The organism is Priestia sp. BR_2 (assembly GCF_041954005.1).
GTDB classification, from domain to species: Bacteria; Bacillota; Bacilli; order Paenibacillales; family Paenibacillaceae; genus Paenibacillus_AQ; species Paenibacillus_AQ lautus_A.
This window is the reverse complement of record NZ_JAVFHM010000049.1, coordinates 1-16,521: the sequence shown is the minus strand read 5'-3', so window position 1 is coordinate 16,521 and position 16,521 is coordinate 1. Positions and strand designations below refer to the sequence as shown.

Here is a 16,521-nt window from a genome sequence, read left to right as displayed (position 1 = left end):
TGCATGAAGGATCTGTCGGCAACGATATCTGGATCGCGCTTGCCTGGTGCGTCGGCATCATGGTCATCGCTTACTTTTTCGCTAATAAAGCCTTTAAACGCCAGTTAGGTTAAATACACCTAGCCTCCTCAGATGATCGGAGAACAGGTAACATCTTTCATCGAACAGAATGGCCATGGATACTGTAAAAGCCGCGTGAAATGCGGCTTTTTTTGTTTGAAGTAAATGCCTTCACTTGAAAAATTGTATATATCTCATCATTTCGGATATGCCGTTCATTTGCTTTTCCAGTTGCTCATTCAGCTTCTGAAGAGCCACTTTGAAGGAGCGTTCAATCGTAGTTAGATCATGTGTCTCTAAAGCTTCAAGCAGCTGTTTCATGCTTTCAATGAAAAAGACGGTTTTCCTTAAACTGCTTAGCACTATAATCTTTTTTAATTCCTGGGACGTAAAGACTCGATATCCGTTTTCCACGTTTCGCTTAGCGCGAATAAGTCCCTCCTTTTCCCAATGTCGAATAGCGGAGGGGTTAACGCCAGCGATCACGGCGACCTCCCCGATTTTCATTTCATCCGTGACCTGAATATTTCTATACTTGGAGAAATCCGTTTGATGGATGAGCCTCATAACCTCCTCGACTCGCTGCTTCTCTACCTGGATGTTGTACTGTTGCACATTGATCATCCAAAGTGCTTGTTCAACATGACCTTTCTTTAATAAACTCATGACCTCGTAGACGATAGGCAGATCGAATCCTTGGACCAAGGATCGTAAGGCAAGGAAAGCTTGATCATGGAGCGGCGTGTAATATCTTCTGTTGCTTGAAGTCCGAGGTACGTCAGGCACCAAGCCGAGAGTTTCATATCTTCGCAAGGTAGTGGTGCTGACCTGAAGTTTCTTGGCCATCTGTTTCGGTGTAAAGGTTCTGTCCATTTGCGTGCACCTTCCTTAAAGTCAAACTCTAAAGTACGGCAACAATATTATAAGAGACAATGACCCTCCCCACAAGGATTCCCGGTATATCAAGCGAAATCTTGCATGAATGTTATATGATCGAAGCAGGAACGCAACATGGAGGAGGTAAAGGTCATGGAAAAAGGGAATTATGCTTTAGCGTCATATCGCAACCTAAAGGCCGGCGAATTCATTACGTTCGGCACGTATCCGCAGTCTATGGACGGCAAAAAACGGGCGATTACTTGGCGTGTTCTTCAAAACTCAGGGAGCGAGCTGTTGGTATTGTGCGAATATATTTTGGACTGCAAAAGGTATCACGGCAAGCGTGCGGATCTGACGTGGCGTGATTGCATGGATATATCTTGGCATGACTGCGACTTGCGCGAGTGGCTGAATCATGAATTCTATAACGTCGCATTCAATGCTTCGGAGAAAGAACTCATCAAGACGACGCATTGCACGGACAACGGAAAAGGCTGCCCGGATACGGAGGATAAGGTTTTTCTGCTCAGCGTTGCCGAACTAAACGATGTATCTGAGACTCACGGCAAGGATTGGAGACGCGCTGTCGGAACCGATTATGCCAAAACGATTAAGCCCGATGGATGCAGCTTATACGTATATGATAAAACGAACAAAGACAACTATATGATCATAGACGGCAAAGAAGCCGGCTGTTCCTGGTGGTGGCTGCGGACGCAAGGAAACAAGCCTTCGCGTGCGTATTTTGTAGGGACAGGCTGCAGTGCTCGCAGCTACGGAAATAACAGTATTGAGGGTTATGGCGTACGCCCTGCTTTAAATTTGGATCTATCATAATCGAAATGGAATAGGAGAACTTTCCGGAAGAAATATCGAAACTCACACTTTTCGAGGAGGTAAGACATGGATTGCACTTCCCAACTAGAAGCGGCGTTCAAAGTAAAACGGTGGCCCAAACATACTATAGCGGCGGGTCGACGTCATTCCGCGGCTCTTACATCGGACGGCACGGTCACGGCCGCAGGAGATAATCATTATGGCCAATGCGATGTCAGCGACTGGCGCGATATCGTAGCGGTCGCGGCCGGGAATGTCCATATGGCAACGAATACGGGGAATGCTCATACCATCGGTCTTAGATCGGACGGTACGGTGGCGGCCGTGGGTTGGAATAAGCATAATCAATGCGATGTCAGCGGGTGGCGCGATATGGTTGCGGTAGCGGCAGGCTGGCGTCGCACCGTCGGTCTTCAATCCGACGGCGCAGTGGTGGCTGCGGGACGAAATAATGAAGGTCAATGCAGTGTAGGCGGCTGGCTCGACATCGTTGCGGTCGCCGCAGGTGACTGGCATACGGTCGGTCTAAAAGCGGACGGGACGGTAACGATCGTGGGGAATAATCGGTACGGCCAATGCAATGTAAGCAGCTGGCGCAACATCGTGGAAGCATCGGCGGGCTACCTTCATACCGTCGGGCTTCAATCGGACGGCACGGTGGCCGCCGTGGGTTTAAATAAGCACGGCCAGTGCGATGTAATCGGTTGGAGCGGCATAGTGGCGGTAGCGGCGGGGAGTTATCATACCATCGGTCTTAAATCCGACGGTACGGTCTTTGCCGCGGGCTGGAATCAGCATGGCCAATGCAATGTAAGCGGCTGGCGCGATATTGTAGCGGTAGCGGCGGGATGCGCTCATACGCTCGGCCTTCAATCGGACGGCACGGTCGTAGCCGTGGGCGATAATGAATATGGCCAATGCGATGTAAGCGAATGGCGCGGCATCAAGCTTCCCGGCAGGTAGTTTTAATGTTAATTGCTTAACTTTTAGGAATGGATCATAGACTTTTGGCAAAGATTCAATGCAGCAAGAAGTCGGAATGTGTAGTCACGGTTAAATAGCAAGGCAAAAACAGGCGGCACCAAATGGAATGTTTGGTGCCGCTTTACATTTGGATTTCTCCTGAACGGACGCCGCAAGTGAAGGATTGAGATTAACAACAAGGATTTAAAGTCGGAAATAAATATGGTTGCAGCCAAACGCTTTGGAACGGCAAGTTTCCTTATAGCAGGCCGTATACGGGGGATTTCCTCCCGATTGATCATGTTGCAGTTGGACGAATGCAACAAAAATTTGAATTGACAGATCACAAAACATACAAGTAATATACATGTATATTAAAAAGGGGATTCAATCGAAGCATGCCAACCAGAAGTTACGTAACGGCGGACGGCTTCAATCGGTGCTTTGTTGCAAAAACTTTTGACAGCGTTTTCTTGATCGATTGAAAAGAAAGATACTCACTTATTAAAAGGAGGAACTTGCGATTGTTGCTGCGGATGGAATTTATGAAGCCCTCGCTCCTGGAGACCGGGGAGGAACATCGGCTTAACTTCATGCTTGTGCACCCCTGCGGAAGAATGGAGCCGCAATCGGATACGACCTTCAGCATGACTTGCAGCGACCCGGAGATCGTTGAGGTGAACGGCAGCGCGATCACCGGGCTGAAGCCGGGCGAGACCGAAATTGCCGTAGACTTTCTGGACGATAGATTTTCAGTGTTTAAATGGAAGGTTCTTGTAAGGCCGGCTGGTCAACCCGCGAAATTGAAGCTGAAGTACCGCCCGAGGATTTTGTTTTCGATCGATGAGCTCGCGGATTTTCGGGATCGGATTAAGCGGGATGACGGCAGTACTGCGAGGGCAATCGATGCATCCGTGCTATGGGCCGGATACTTGGCGAAAGCGGACGCCTATGTGGAAGAAGATAGCTTCGAAGTGCTGTATCCGTCCATATCGGATCAGTGGAAGGTTGCGCTGCCCCTAACGGAGCCGAAGCGGGTACCAGAACCGCAAGGCCATACCTTCTTCCCGTTCTGGACGATGTACGCCAGAGCGATAGAGGATCGGCTGGTCGTCATGTCCACGGCCTTCCTGGTGACGGAAGAGAGAAAGTATGCGGTTCGAGTGAAGCAGCATCTGTTGTCCCTGGCCGCCTTCGGCAAATGGTATGAGTTCGACGAGCGGGGCGCGGAAGGAAATCTGAGCAACGCCCATCTGCTGCTAGGCGCTTCCTGCGCCTATGACGCCATTCACAGCTTGCTGACGGAAGAAGAGCGGCGATCCATTCGCCAAGCCATTCTGGAAAAAGGGCTGCATCCGCTGGCCATCGATATCGGAAGCCGTGATATGCACAACATCGTGGCAGCCAAGCAGGTGGCGATGGTGTACGGCGCGTCGGCCATTATGGATGAGATCCCGTTTGCCGCCAAATATTTGCAAGCCGGACTTACTTATCTTCAAAGCTATCTGGACCGAAAAGGGGTGTCTGGAGAAACAGAGGGGCTGCTGTACGACAATGTGGCTGCGCGCCATGCCTGGATGGCTGCGGATCTTTATCGGAGAATCAGCGGCGATGACGGCCTGGTTCAGCATCCGTATTTGCGGAAAGAGCTTCCTGAACGTTTTTTTCGGCTCCTGGCACCGGGAAAGGAAAGCTCGTTTCCGAATCTGTCGGATTCGTTTTACAAGCTCGATATCGCTTACCTCATGGCCATGACAGCTACCCATTACGACCATCCGGCAGCGGTTTGGTACCTGCACAAGCATGCTGCAACGCATCACGCATCGCTTCTTTATTTACGGAAAGAGACCTCACCTGCAAGTCCAACGGAGCTGTACGGGAAGCGTGCTTCCGCAGTATTCCGGAGCGTAGGCTGGGCCGCCCTGCGGTCGGGATGGGGCGATGAGGATCATCTGCTGTGCTTCACCTCAAGCAGCTCGGCGAAGGACCATAATCACAAGGACCAGAACAATTTGGTGATCAATGTCGCAGGAGAGTGGCTGTTGACCAATCCCGGCTACCAGGATTATGTACCCGGTCCGAAGGCGGATTACACTACCGGCACGGTGGGCCATAATTCGCTGCTCGTCAATGGTCAGGGGCAGATCCGCCTGGGTGGCGGGGGTCTCCGGGAGGAGTTGTTACTCCCGGCATTTGAGGCGGTTGTCGGGGACGCTGCCGAAAGCTATGGCGGGCTGCTGAAACGCTACCGGCGATCTGTCCTACATATCGATTCGGCATATTACTTCATTGTGGATGACGTGGAGCTTCATCAGGAATCGGATGAGGCCGAGCTGCTGTTTCATACGACTTCGGCGGTTCTGGATGGAGAAGAGCCCAAGGCTCCGGGCGAGATTCTGGGAGGGGAATCCGTTGTATTCCAGGGAGAAATCGCCGCACTGCAGCTCATGTTTCCTTTTCCCAAGGAGAAGGTGCTCACCCTCCGCGAGTACCCCGGGGCTGAAACCTACGGTCCTTATGTAGCTGTCGGTGGCACGAAAGGCAAAAGACGGCGGTTCATCACGCTGATCAATCCGCGGGTCCATTACGGCGAGAGATTGGCCATCCATCAGGAGGAGCAGGATACCGGAAGCCTGACTTCCGGTTTAACGGTGGAAAGGCCCGGCGGGGCAGAGGATATCTGGCTGTTTTGCGCTGACGCTGTGGAAGCCCGCTACCGGGGCATAACTTTCCTGGGAGAAGCCGCCCGTTTATCGGGTAACGGCATGCTTAATTTGTGGAAGGCTGAACGGTTGTCCGGCGGAGACATCGCTTTTGAGGCGGAGCTGCCTCTGAGTTTATACAGCGATGACCGCCGCTTAACCTGCATTGTGCATAATCTCCACCCTGTGGAGGTCTCCTTCAAGCTGAGGCAGATAACTGCTGGCGTGGAAGTCAAACAAACCGCACCACCCGGCTATTATGAATGGAATCTTATGAATACCGGCAGAGGTGGTCAGGCGGAAGGGAGAGAAGCTGTGTGGAAACCGTGATTTCGGAGGTCAATCCATCCGCTCCCGTCAAGAAGAGCGCTTGGAAGCGAATCCGGACCCGAATGTGGAGGGATCGTTATCTATACCTGCTGCTGCTGCCGGGCCTGCTTTACTTTATCGTGTACCGGTATCTGCCCATGCTGGGCATATCCCTAGCTTTTAAAGAATACAGCCCGTTCCGGGGGTTCGCGGAGAGTCCTTGGGTCGGTTTTGCGAACTTTGCCCGGATTTTCGAAAGCCCGGAGGTTATCCAGGTTATCTGGAATACGCTTATCATTTCATTTCTGCAGATCGCGTTCGCATTTCCGGCGCCGATCATTCTGGCCATCATGCTGAACGAGGTGGCAAATCCGCTCTTGAAAAGAGGGCTGCAGTCCATCGTTTACATGCCGCATTTTCTGTCTTGGGTCGTGGTGGTCGGCATCGTGACGATCTTTTTCCGCAACGAGGGCTTGATCAACGACGTGCTGCGCGAATGGTTCGGCTTGCAGCAGACGATCCCTTTTCTCACCGAGCCCGATTATTTCCGAGCTTTTCTGGTGTTGGAGGTCATCTGGAAGGAAGCCGGCTGGGGAACGATTATTTTCCTGGCGGCGCTGGCAGGTGTCAACCCGGCTCTTTACGAGGCGGCCGTCATGGACGGCGCAGGGCGCTTCCGTCAAATCTGGCATATTACGCTGCCCGCTATCCGCAGCACGATCATAATCATGCTGATCATACGTCTGGGCGACGTGCTGGAGGTCGGCTTCGAGCAGGTGTTCCTTCAACTGAACGCCTTTAACATGCACATCGGCAATACGCTCGATACCTTCGTGTATTACAAGGGGATCCAGCAGTCGGACTACAGCTTCTCGACCGCGGTCGGCGTATTCAAGGGTCTGGTAGGTCTCGTGCTGGTTATGGCCGCCAACAAGCTGTCCAAGCGATTCGGCGAACAGGGCGTATATTAGGGCTTCGATTCTTTCTGGGAGGAGAACGACATATGAAGCAAAAATCCATCGCGGAACGCTTGTTCAGCGGCGTGAATATCAGTCTGCTGCTTGTCATATCCGCAGTCATGCTGTTTCCGTTTTTATATTTGTTCTCGGTTTCATTTTCCTCGTTCGAGGATTTTCTGGGCAGCAAACTGCTGCTCTGGCCGTCCAAATGGACGACCGACGCCTATGAATATATCTGGGCCTCCAGGACGTTCCGGCAGGCGCTGCTGAACACGTCGCTGGTTACCGTGCTCGGTACCATCGTCAATCTGTTTTTTACGGCGACGATGGCATACGCCTTGTCAAGACCGATCGTCGGCCAGCGTACCGTCATGTTTATGGTCGTATTTGCGCTATTGTTCTCGGCCGGCATGATTCCGACCTATCTGGTCGTCCAGGAAACGGGGCTGCTTGATTCCATCTGGTCGCTTATTTTGCCGGTGGCCATCGCGCCTTTCAACCTGATTGTCATCCGCCAATTCTTCATGAACATCCCAAGCGATATGATCGAGGCGGGCATCGTGGACGGCGCGAATGACCTGCAGATTTTCGGGCGCATCATCCTGCCGCTCTCGAAGCCTGCGCTGGCGGCATTCAGCCTGTTTTATGCGGTCACGCACTGGAACAACTATTTTGCGCCGATTCTGTACATCAATGATCCGGCCAAATGGACGATACAGGTCATGCTGAGACAGATTGTGGTGGTGGGGGAAACGACGGGCACGCTCGGAGGAGATAACATGTTCATGGATAATCCGCCGCCCCCGGAAACGATCCAGATGGCCGCGATTCTCATGGCGACGCTGCCGATTCTGATCGTGTATCCGTTCTTGCAAAAGCACTTCGCGAAAGGCGTCATGCTGGGCGCCGTCAAAGGTTGATGACTTCGAACGGCCGAATAACGGAGCTGTTCGAATGAATCATAAACGGAGGTCACACTCCAACATTGATAAGAATGGGGGAAAGCTCATGTTAAAGAAACGCAGACTTACCGCAGTGATGGCGGCCTTGCTCTCCATCAGCGTGGCAGCATGCGGCGGCCAGCCGAAGGCGGAGGAGAAACCTGGAACGACCACTCGGGGGGAGGAAAAACCGGCACAGACAGAGCAGACGTATGAAATCTCTACGATTGATTTTCGCTATGGTGATCCGCCACCGACTTCAAGTCCGGGACTTGATATGATCAACGAGAAATTTAAAGTCGACTACAAGCCGGTTTTTGTGCCGAATACCGCCTTTGATGAGAAGATCAACGCCGTGTTCGCCTCAGGTAAAATTCCCGATATGATCGGACTTATGTCGGCTGACATCAAGAACCGTTACAATAAATTTGCGAAGCAAGGGGCTTTCCTGGACATCGAGCCTTATATCCAGGAGTATCCGTCGCTTAAAGTGGTGCCTGATTTTATCTGGGATGCCATGCGGGTGAACGGCAAGATTTATGCCATCCCGCAGTATTCTCCGAAATATCAGGTCGTCACGGTGCTCCGCAAGGACTGGCTCGATAAGCTTGGCCTGAAACCGCCGACAAATTACGAGGAGCTGAAAGAGGTAGCGCTGGCATTCACGAACGGAGATCCGGACGGCAACAGCAAGAAGGACACCTACGGAATCGCCATTGGTCAGGACATTAACCCGAACTTCAACCAGGGACCGTATTGGGACCCGGATGCCTGGTACCACCAAGATGCTCAGGGCAACTACATCCCGGGCATTATCGGTGAAGGCCGCCGGGAGTTCATTACGATGCTGTCTGAGCTCTACAAGCAGGGAGCGATGACGAAGGACTACGCCATCCTGAACTGGGGAGACACCAACAAGGAGTTCTATTCCGGCAAAGCAGGCATCTTTATTGGAACGCCGCGCGGCATGTCGCAGGATTACATGAACGGCCTGCTCAGTATACATCCGGATGCCCAGTTTATCAGTCTTGGTCCTTTCGAGGACAATTACGGCAACAAAGGGCTTACGTCCGGGGCGGGCTACAACGGAATTACCGTGCTGAGCGCCAAACTTGCCGATGAGCCGGAAAAGCTGAAGAAGATTTTCGAAATGATTGATTTCGGCCGCCAGTTCTATCCTCAGGATCAGCGGAATGATACAAACGCCGATTTTGATTGGTGGTCGGGCAAAGTCGGTGTGGGTTATGACATGCAGGACGGCGTGCAGGTCAACAAGGAGAATTTCGCATCCGACGGACTTGCGCCTTCCACTTATTTTGTTGATAACACTTCGTGGGCGCCGCAGGATTTCGATAATGATTACTCCATTACGTATCAGACCAAGCAGCTGGCCGATCTGGTTGAGGAGATCGAATCCATGTATAAGGAAATCAAGCTTTATGCAAACCCGATCAATGGACTGGAGTCGCCGACCGACAACTCAAAGGGCGCCGAGCTGAGAAAGTATGTCATGGATGAGCAGGTAAAAATGATTGCGGGCACCCGTCCGGTTTCGGATTGGGATAAACTGGTACAGGAGTATCTGGACAAAGGCGGTGCCCAGATCATCCAGGAATACAACGCGAATATCAAAGAGAAGGATCCGAAGGCACTGTTTAAGTGAGACGTTGGAAATAACGCTTTAAACATGATCCGTAGGACAGCGGGGCAAATCTTTTGCCCCTGTTCTGCTTTGGAGTAACTAGGCCTATGGGAATGCGAGCTGTGGAGGAGGGAGACCTGTATCATGAAAAAGACAGCAAAAATCGGTCTGTGGTTTAACAGGCAGTCGGCGGAATACTTCTGGGGGCACGGCCAGGACCTGTTTCAGCTATATGTGGAGGAGGTGCTTGGTCATGCTGGCATTCCTTATGCAAGGTTTGATGACGCCGAAACCCTTGAGTCATATGAACCCGATATCATCGTCGTACTGCATCCGGGAGAGAAGGAAGAGGACCTGAATTGTCTGGAGCAGTGGGCCCGCCGAGGAGCGACGCTCATCAGTTACGGCGGATTGAACCGCATGGCCGGCCGGCTGGGCTGTACCCGGTTTGCCATCCGGGATGCGGTGTATGGGGACCTGTCAGGGCTAAGCTATGCGCAAGGCATACCGGTTTTAAGGGCGGTAAGCAGCGATCCGTGGATGGTGTCAGAGAAATCCGACATCCCGGTTCAAGCGGATGGCGTTCTGCGCCGGCTCCGTAAAGCTGGTGCCGAGGCAGCCGCAGCCGTTCTGGAGTTTCCGCTAGGTGCAGGCCGGCTGATCCGCTGGAACGTGGACATCCCCGCGAATATCGTTATGCTTCAGCAGGGCGGCGGGCCTGTCGTCCAGGACGGCATCCCCGCACCGGACGGTACGGGAGGGGTGGACGAAGGCATTTTGAAGGCCGATGACCGGTGTGAGATGGACTGGGATGAGGACCGCTCGGTGACGGAGACCGGGATGCCATACTTTGATACGCCGCATGCAGACTGGTGGCGCGAGGTGATTGTCCGTCAGCTGATGGAGGAAGCAGATGCGCTGGGAATGACGCTTCCGTTTCTGGACTATTGGCCGGAAGGCGTCAATCAGGTGGCCATGATCTCGCACGACAGCGACTTCAACATAGAGGAGGCGGCCCAAACGACCCTGAGCGTGCTTCAGGATAACGGCGTCCGCTCGACCTGGTGCATGATCGAACCGGGTTATTCCCCGTCGCTCTACAAAGAAATTCAGGCTGCCGGGCATGAGCTGGCATTTCACTACAATGCTTTGGAGCAGGAGAAGGGGATATGGAGCGCCGAGGAATTTGCCCGTCAACTGAACGTAATCCGGAGCACCAGCGGCGCGCCGATCATTTCGAACAAGAACCACTATACCCGCTTTGAGGGCTGGGGAGAGCTCTATGAATGGTGCGAGCAGAACGGCATCGAAGCGGATCAAACTAGAGGGCCGAGCAAAAAAGGAAATGTCGGCTTTCCGTTCGGTACCAGCCATCCGTATTACCCGATCGCTCGTTCGGATGACCGCAACCGGCTATACCGGGTGCTGCAGATCGGCTTTCTGACCCAGGACCTGGAGCATCCCACGCTTTCGGATGCGTCGGTGATTGCCCCGTTTCTCGAAAAGGTGGCGGAAGTCCGCGGCGTCGCCCATTTTCTGTTTCACCAGCAGCACATCCATCATCTAGGGAACGTTCGGCATGCGTTTTCGCTAGCGGTCGAAACCGCGAAGCGGCTCGGTTATGCGTTCTGGACGAGCGAGGAGATCACCCGCTGGGAGCAGGCCAGACGAGCTGCGGTGCTCCGGGTAGGCGCAGACGGCACCCTCATCACCGAGAATCTTCCGCAGGGAGCGGTCTTGCGCCAGCCGTTGGCTGCGGAGGCGGACCCGTCAGCTTCGCAGACGGACATTCGCTTTGGGCGGCCGTGTGCTGAAGTTGCGAGCATGATGAAAGCAGCAGCCGAATAACGGCAATGAGGAGGAATCAGACAGTGGAAGCGTTAGCGATTCATGGGGGAGCGCCGGTCAAGACAGGTCCTTTTGGCACAGGCAAAAGATTCGGGGAAGAGGAGGCCGCGCATTTGCTCGAAGCGCTGGAGCAGAACACGTTGTTTTATCATTTCGGCACCAAGGTTAAACAGTTTTTGACCGATTTCAATGCGATGTACGGCCGGGAATACAGTGTAGCGACATCCTCCGGCACCGCGGCGATTCATGTGGCGCTGGGTGCGGCTGGGGTCTCCGTAGGGGACGAGGTCATTACAAGCCCGATTACGGACCAGGGAACGCTGATCGGCATTCTGTACCAGAATGCGATTCCCGTGTTTGCCGATTTGGAGCCTTACACTTACAATCTGGATCCGGCCTCGATCGAAGCCTGCATTACGCCAAGAACAAAAGCGATCCTAGTCGTCCATCTGGCGGGATATCCGTGCGATATGGACCCGATCATGGAGATCGCGGAAAAGCATGGCATCAAGGTCATTGAGGATTGCGCACAGGCTTATCTGACCCGGTATAAGGGGAGGCTGGCCGGCACCATTGGCGATTATGGCTGTTTCAGCACGAACGATTTTAAGCATATCTCCACCGGGGACGGGGGCATGGTGCTGATCAATTCGGGAGCGCGCGAGGATTACGAAACCGCTCACGCCTTCGCGGACAAAAACTACCGCCGTCTCGGCACCACGGTTGACCGGGGAACCAGCTATATTGCGCCGAATTACCGGATGACCGAGCTGCAGGGAGCCGTCGGTATCGCCCAGCTCAAGAAGCTGCCCTGGATTTGCGGGCGGCGTCAGCTATACGGCGACCGGCTCAATGAAGGATTGCAGGGAATCCAGGGCGTTATTCCGCCGAAGGTCGACCCGGAGCATGACTGTACATACTGGTTCTACATGCTGCGCCTTGATCTGGGCAAACTGACGTGCAGCCGCGAAGAGTTTTGCAGGGCGCTGGAGGCTGAGGGGATCCCCAACCGTGCCGGCTATATCCCGCAGGTATGCTATTTACAGCCGCTGTTCCAGAACCGGCAGGCTTATCCGGGGAGCCATTTTCCGTTTGACGGCAGCAGCGTCTCTTATGAACAAGGCCGTTGTCCTGTCGCGGAGGCGATATTAGATACGGCGGTGCAGATTCCAATGAACGAATTCTACTCGCCCGAGGATATTGAGCATATCATTCAGGCGGTTGCCAAGGTGGGCGCCTATTATGCGAAAAGCCATGAATAATACGGAAGAAGTGAACGTCAGCAAGGCAACGGGGACGATGGGGGCTTTTGAGCGGATCGGCGTACCCGTTGATGTCGACGAGAGCAGATCCGCGGCGGTGTGCCGGAGAGCCGACGGGACCGAGCGCATCGTAATCGCAGCCCGGGGATATGTGCTGATCGCGGATCCGGGAACAGGAAACAGCACCCAGCTTTATTTTCCAGGGGGCGAGGGCCAGTACCCGTTTGCGTCGATCAGTGATTCCCAAGGATGGTTCTATACGGGAGCAGGCCGCTATTTTTACGTTATCGATCCGTTCACCCCGGCTTTTGTGAGGAAGCACCGGGTACCTGAAGGGGAAGAGGGAGCCGGCTTTGCATTTGCCGTGAATGGAGATGGTCGGGTCTACGCAACAACTTATCCGGGAAGCTATCTGATTGAGTTCGATGCTTCGTCAAATTCCTCGCGTACCTTATGCAGGCTGGATGCCGAGAGGAAGTATGCCATGACGCTCGCCTGCGGAAGCGGGGGGAAAGTCTATGCCGGACTGGGCACGACGTCGCCGGCCATCGCCTGCTTTCATAAGGAATCCGGAGTGTTGGAGACCGTACTGGAGGGGCCGCCGGATACGACGGGCAGCGGTGCCGTTCACCAAGGTTGCGACGGCGCCGTTTACGGCTGGCTGCCATCCGGGGAGAACGGAGCCGGCATATGGTACCTGCTGGGCGAGCAGGGGGCAGAGCAGGTGGTGGCAGAGGAGGTTAACCCGTCCCTGTATAAGGGGGCAGGATACAACAAGCTGCACCGGGACCTTGACACCGGTCGAGTGCTGCTGAAATGGCAGCTGTCCGACAGGCAGATCGAAATCACGGAAGCGGACGGAAGCCTGAGCCGGCTTCCGCTTGCCTACAAGGGAGGCGGAACGTCACTCTCCCCGCTGTTCGGAGGTCCGGACGGCATTCTATACGGCACTTCCAATCACCCGCTTCATCTGTTCACGTACGATACCGCAGCCGGGCGTCTGACCGATTGGGGCGGCGATATCGTGGAGCGGGGAGGCGGCGGCAATATTGCCGCTTATGCGGCTCAAGGCAGCATCATCGTGGGTGCGGCTTATGCCGGCGGCCTGGTCCATTTGCTGGATACGGCGAAAGAATGGTGCACGGAACCTGGACCCCACCGGAATCCCCGGCTGATCTATGAAAATGCCGCCGTCCACAGGCCGAGATGCGCAGCCGCGCATCCGGACGGCCGCCATGTGTTGTACGGCGGCTTTCCCGGTTATGGTGCGGCCGGCGGCGGGCTCGGCATCGTGGATGTGCTGACCGGGCAAGTGGAGATGCTGGAGAACCGGGAAATGGTAAGCGGGCAGAGTACGATTTCGCTTGCCGTGCTGCCGGATGGCAGGGTATTCGGCGGCACCAGCATCGAGACGCCCGGCGGCGGGATCAGCACGGCCGAGGAAGCGGTGATGTATGAGTTGAATTGGCCTGCCCGACAAGTGATTCGGCGCTGGGTGCCGGTTCCGGGAGCCAGGGAAATCGCTCAGCTGATTTCTGGCGGAAACGGTCTTCTCTATGGCATGACCTCGGAATCGGTGTTTTTCGTTTACGATGCAGGACTGCAAAAGATCATTCATTGCCGCGATCTTTCGTCCTGGGGCGGTATTGTCCGGCAGGGACTGCTCATGATTGAGCGCAAGGGGCATCCATTCCTTCTGGGTCTGCTGAGCGGGGCGTTGTTCACCGTAAATACAGTAAGTATGCAGCCGGAGCTGCTGGAAGTGCTTCCGGTCGAAGCGACCAGCGGAATCGCCTGCCTGAATGGAGACGTGTATTTCGGTTCCGGTGCTGAGCTGTGGCGGTATCGGATAGAAGAGGAGGGTGATTGCTCATATGACTCGCTTTAATGGGGAAATTGTGCCGCTGTTAGAGGGAATCCATACCCTTGAGGCCTGGATGGAGAAGGAGTCCAGGCTGAAAGCACGCTGGCTGCAGCTGCTGGGGGAGCCCCCGGAGCCGGTTGATTATAAGCCGAGAGCCGTCGCAGACAGCGGGGGCTTTCGGGTGCTTTCCGTGCATGAGGAAGAAGATCATACTAGACAGGCGATCATGTACGAATCACCGGACGGGGATTCGATCCCGGCTTATCTGTTGCTCCCTTCAGGAACGCCTGCTGTAGGAGGATTCCCCGCTGTACTTGCCCTTCACCCGACAACCGAGAATGGAAAAGACGATGTATGTCTAGTTTCCGGACGGGCGAACCGGCAGTATGGTCTAGAGCTGGTACAGCGCGGCTTTGCCGTGCTGGCTCCGGACTCCATCACGTTCGGTGACCGAATCTATGAAGGGGAAGCGCCGTTTCAAACGGCTTCATTCTATCAACGGCACCCTGCATGGACCTCAGTCGGTAAAATGCTCTCCGATCACATGGCGGGGGTCGACGTGCTGTCCTCGCTGCCACAGGTAAATCCACGCCGGATCGGCGTCATCGGCCACTCGCTTGGCGGCTATAACGGCTGGTTTCTGGCGGGAATGGATAAACGCATCAATGCCGTCGTCTCGAGCTGCGGATTTACGATGTTCCGCGGTGATCCGGACCCGAACCGCTGGGGCCTTAGGGAATGGTTTTCCCATATCCCATCCATTACGGACACCCTGAGCAACGGCTCCCTCCCGTTTGAGTGGCATGAAATCGCGGCGCTTGCAGCTCCGGTGCCGATGTTGATGTGGTCCGGAACGCGAGACCCGATTTTTCCGAACTGGAGAGAGATTGTCGCGGGACTGGGGGAGCTGGATGGTTTGTATGATTTTTTGGGTGCTTCATCTGCTTTCGAGTGCTGGATCGGTCATGAAGGGCACGACTTTCCGCCGGATATCCGGCAGCGAGCCTATGCTTTTCTTGAAAAACAGCTTGCGGAGTAAAATATATACGCGTTCTTTATCCGGAGTGCATGGAATCCTGATGTCCCTCATGATATACTGATTTTTATAGACATGTATAGGAGCGGTATATATTGTTGCGTAGAAGAAATGAATTTCATGAGCGTTATGAACGCTTTGTCCAGGAATTAAGGAATGAAATCGTTGCCGGTGTTCTTCAGCCGGGTGAATTTATTTTGCCGGAAAACACGCTTAGCCAGAAATATGAAATGAGCCGGGTATCGATCCGGAAGGCGCTGGATGAGCTGGTGAACGAAGGATTGATCGAGAAAATCGCGGGCAAGGGCAACCGGGTGAAGGTGCCGGATGAGGACAGAACGCCTGTCGTGCTGAGACTCGCCTGGTTCTCTTCCTCCTATGAGATTCCGATTATCGAAAAAATGATCGAGGCGTTCGAGCGGAAGCATCCGTTCGTTCAGGTGGAGATGGTGCTGTATTCCGAGGATTTCTACACCGAAACCATCATCCGGTCCATTGAGGACGGTCAAGGGCCTGACCTGTTTATAATGTCGGATCAGCATTTCCGGGAATGGACCGAAAGCGGGCGCACGAATCTGCTGACAGGGTATGTTCCTCCCCGTCTGATGGAGGAAGGGGTCAGCTATCCGCGGGTCTTCGAGCTGTTCAATCATGAAGGCGGCATGCTCGCGGCGCCGTTTGTGTTCTCGCCGGTAGTCATCTGTTATAACCGTTCGATCTTCCGTCAGCACGGCCTGTCTCACCCTGTCAGTCTTGTCGACTGGCAGGAGCTGCTGGAGGCGGCCAAAGCCAGCACATCGGCCCCGAACGAAGACGGAATGACGGATCATTACGGCTTCTGCTTCTCTTCGTCCCCCAACCGCTGGCCGGTCTTCCTGCTTCAAAATGACGGCAGCATCATGGCTGCGGACCGCAGCCGGAGCACGATGGCGGACGAACGGAACATCCAAGCGCTGGAGTTTTGCGTATCGCTGATGTACAAGGAGCATGTGTCGCCGATCTTTTCCCATGGCAGCAGCCATTTAGCCGAAAGCCTGTTTATGAAGGAACGGGTTGCGATGATCATGTCCACTTATTATTTCATGAATGAATTCCGCGACCATTCCATCGACTGGGACGTGTTGACCTTGCCGAAAGGGACCCAAACCGCAACTATCCCTGGCTCTTATACCCATCTGCAGCTGCCACCGAAAGGGCGAAGGTTGTGTTGGTTGTGCTG

Annotated in this window: 12 protein-coding genes and 1 pseudogene; 12 read left to right on the top strand and 1 reads right to left on the bottom strand. The window is 54.2% G+C overall.

The genetic code is table 11. The features are described 5' to 3' along the window. Positions 1-113 (top strand): annotated as a pseudogene (locus tag RB298_RS00600) (ABC transporter permease); the annotation flags it as partial. Positions 114-231: 118 nt separating this feature from the next. On the opposite strand, the gene RB298_RS00595 reads toward RB298_RS00600, so the two are convergent. Further along, on the bottom strand, positions 232-933 hold the full coding sequence (locus RB298_RS00595; RefSeq protein WP_486045249.1) for a MerR family DNA-binding transcriptional regulator: 702 nt from the start codon (positions 931-933) through the stop codon (positions 232-234). Positions 934-1,089: 156 nt separating this feature from the next. On the opposite strand from RB298_RS00595, the gene RB298_RS00590 reads away from it, so the two are divergent. From RB298_RS00590 to RB298_RS00540, 11 genes are all read left to right on the top strand, one after another. Then, the gene (locus RB298_RS00590; protein ID WP_096773968.1) at positions 1,090-1,776 is read left to right on the top strand and encodes a DUF6273 domain-containing protein; all 687 of its coding nucleotides are present in this window, start codon (positions 1,090-1,092) and stop codon (positions 1,774-1,776) included. 66 nt (positions 1,777-1,842) lie between these two features. After that, positions 1,843-2,739 (top strand): RCC1 domain-containing protein, encoded by an 897-nt coding sequence (locus tag RB298_RS00585; RefSeq protein ID WP_486045247.1) that lies wholly within the window; start codon positions 1,843-1,845, stop codon positions 2,737-2,739. Positions 2,740-3,263: 524 nt separating this feature from the next. Beyond that, on the top strand, positions 3,264-5,771 hold the full coding sequence (locus tag RB298_RS00580) for a heparinase II/III domain-containing protein (protein WP_486045245.1): 2,508 nt from the start codon (positions 3,264-3,266) through the stop codon (positions 5,769-5,771). After that, positions 5,759-6,721, top strand: coding sequence for an ABC transporter permease (locus tag RB298_RS00575; RefSeq protein WP_277746036.1), 963 nt, complete (start codon positions 5,759-5,761; stop codon positions 6,719-6,721). The genes RB298_RS00580 and RB298_RS00575 overlap by 13 nt, the downstream gene beginning before the upstream one ends. 32 nt (positions 6,722-6,753) lie before the next feature. Next, entirely contained in the window at positions 6,754-7,629 is an 876-nt protein-coding gene (locus RB298_RS00570) for a carbohydrate ABC transporter permease (protein WP_486045243.1), read from the top strand. An 88-nt stretch (positions 7,630-7,717) separates the two neighbouring features. After that, positions 7,718-9,313 carry an extracellular solute-binding protein gene (locus tag RB298_RS00565; protein ID WP_213578817.1) on the top strand — a complete coding sequence of 532 codons (1,596 nt, stop codon included), beginning with the start codon at positions 7,718-7,720 and terminating at the stop codon, positions 9,311-9,313. A 123-nt stretch (positions 9,314-9,436) separates the two neighbouring features. Beyond that, a complete protein-coding gene (locus RB298_RS00560) occupies positions 9,437-11,140 on the top strand; it encodes a polysaccharide deacetylase family protein (protein WP_096773962.1) in 1,704 nt (567 codons plus the stop codon). Positions 11,141-11,163: 23 nt separating this feature from the next. Beyond that, complete coding sequence (locus RB298_RS00555) at positions 11,164-12,402, top strand: DegT/DnrJ/EryC1/StrS family aminotransferase (protein ID WP_486045240.1); 1,239 nt, start codon at positions 11,164-11,166, stop codon at positions 12,400-12,402. Beyond that, entirely contained in the window at positions 12,383-14,290 is a 1,908-nt protein-coding gene (locus RB298_RS00550) for an NHL repeat-containing protein (RefSeq protein WP_486045238.1), read from the top strand. Before RB298_RS00555 ends, RB298_RS00550 begins: the two co-directional genes overlap by 20 nt. Continuing rightward, positions 14,277-15,305, top strand: a complete 1,029-nt coding sequence (locus RB298_RS00545) for an alpha/beta hydrolase family protein (protein WP_486045236.1) — start codon at positions 14,277-14,279, stop codon at positions 15,303-15,305. Before RB298_RS00550 ends, RB298_RS00545 begins: the two co-directional genes overlap by 14 nt. Positions 15,306-15,400: 95 nt before the next feature. Next, a partial coding sequence (locus tag RB298_RS00540; protein ID WP_486045234.1) for an extracellular solute-binding protein occupies positions 15,401-16,521 on the top strand: 1,121 nt, incomplete at its 3' end.